The sequence below is a fragment of the Catenovulum sp. 2E275 genome, assembly GCF_025515275.1.
GTDB lineage: Bacteria > Pseudomonadota > Gammaproteobacteria > Enterobacterales > Alteromonadaceae > Catenovulum.
The window spans coordinates 1-1281 of record NZ_JAOPFU010000104.1 but is presented as its reverse complement, the minus strand read 5'-3'; the positions used below and the strand labels follow the sequence as shown (position 1 = coordinate 1281).

At 41.1% G+C, this 1281-nt stretch carries 3 protein-coding genes; all 3 read right to left on the bottom strand.

Annotated elements, in window-relative coordinates:
* Nucleotides 1-260 (bottom strand): transposase (locus N7931_RS19220; RefSeq protein ID WP_262795954.1); only part of this gene is annotated, 260 nt, incomplete at its 3' end.
* A complete protein-coding gene (locus N7931_RS19215) occupies nt 161-799 on the bottom strand; it encodes a transposase (protein WP_262795953.1) in 639 nt (212 codons plus the stop codon). The genes N7931_RS19220 and N7931_RS19215, both read right to left, overlap by 100 nt.
* A 23-nt stretch (nt 800-822) precedes the next feature.
* Nucleotides 823-1281: transposase (locus tag N7931_RS19210; RefSeq protein WP_410369365.1), on the bottom strand; the 459-nt coding region annotated here is incomplete at its 5' end.

The following is a 1281-nucleotide window of genomic DNA, read 5'->3' as shown; positions in this document are numbered from 1 at the left end:
ACCAAACAATATAACTGCCATTGGCTATTTACTTTATTTTTGCCACGTAAGCTAAATTTATGGAGCCGTTTTTGAGTGCCTATATTGGCAAACACAGGTTCAACCGTCGACATTCTGTGGCTATAAATATGTTTGCCTTTTTCACTGTCAACTCTGTATTTCATCCAGTCGGTATAATTTGGCTTTTTGTTGTTTTTAAAGCTAAATGAAACTTGTCTGCCATTGCCTTTTCTGTGGTCTGCTGAGGCTGGGTTGTGCATGCATTTTTTTTGAGTGGGCAGTTTCTACATTGCAGTAGCCGCCCTTCAAAGTACGCTGTGGTAACACCGGTTTCCCGCTCTAGTATTTTTCTAAAACTTAAGTTTTCACCCGCAGGGCAAACACAGGTCAACTCGATAGGGTCAAAGTCAAATTCGCTGGCGGGTATGGTCTGTTTGCGTTTGTTGGTTTTGTTTTCTTGATGGCGTTTACCGTATTTTGTTTTTTGTTCACTAAACTTTGGGTCTCGGCTTCTAAACTGATTGTCTGGGATGTAGCCATTGATTTGGTTTTCGTGCAGATACTTGATATTCATTTCGTTGGCAAAGCCGGTATCTGCTGTGACAATGGTGCCTGTTTGATAGATATTTTCGCTGATATTGAGTCGGTTAAACCTTGACTGAATGCTGGTTAAAATAGGTTGTAAACTGTGATGCTCTTGGCCTTCGCCAAACGCTTGCGCATCTATGATGATTTGATGTTTTTTATCGACTGTCGCAAGTCCGTTATAACCTTGAATCGTGCCTTTGCTTGTGGTCATGAGCGCCATGGATGGCGTAAATGTCAATTTTGCAGGAGCAATAAATTGACCTTGGCTGATTCATTGTCTGTAATATTGCTTTTTACTTCTTTATTTCTGCGGCCTTGTCTTGGTTCGTTTGTTTTTAAAAACTTATCTATTTTATCGTGTGCTTTATTGAGTGTAGCTATCATTTTCTCATGACGTTTTTGCTGAGCATCTTCTGTTGTTTGCGCTTCCTTATCCTCTGTTTGATGTTTGTTTAAATAGTGGCGGATTTGGCGCTTTATTTTGTCGCGTTTCTGCTCAAGTTCTTTGAAGGTGCCTGACCATTCTTTGGCCGCATTTGACGACATTTTACAACCGTCAATTGCAAACAGTTCATTGCCTAATAAGCCTTGCTGATGACAAACCAGTAGCACTTGTTCAAACAGGTGTTCTATTTCAATCTGGCGCCCGGATACAAACGCCGCTATCGTTGTAAAGTGTGGCACGCTGTCACA

What these genes read in the sequence shown, in the direction of transcription:
- N7931_RS19215 (WP_262795953.1), bottom strand. Translation starts at nt 799, where the DNA reads ATGACCACAAGCAAAGGCACGATTCAAGGTTATAACGGACTTGCGACA.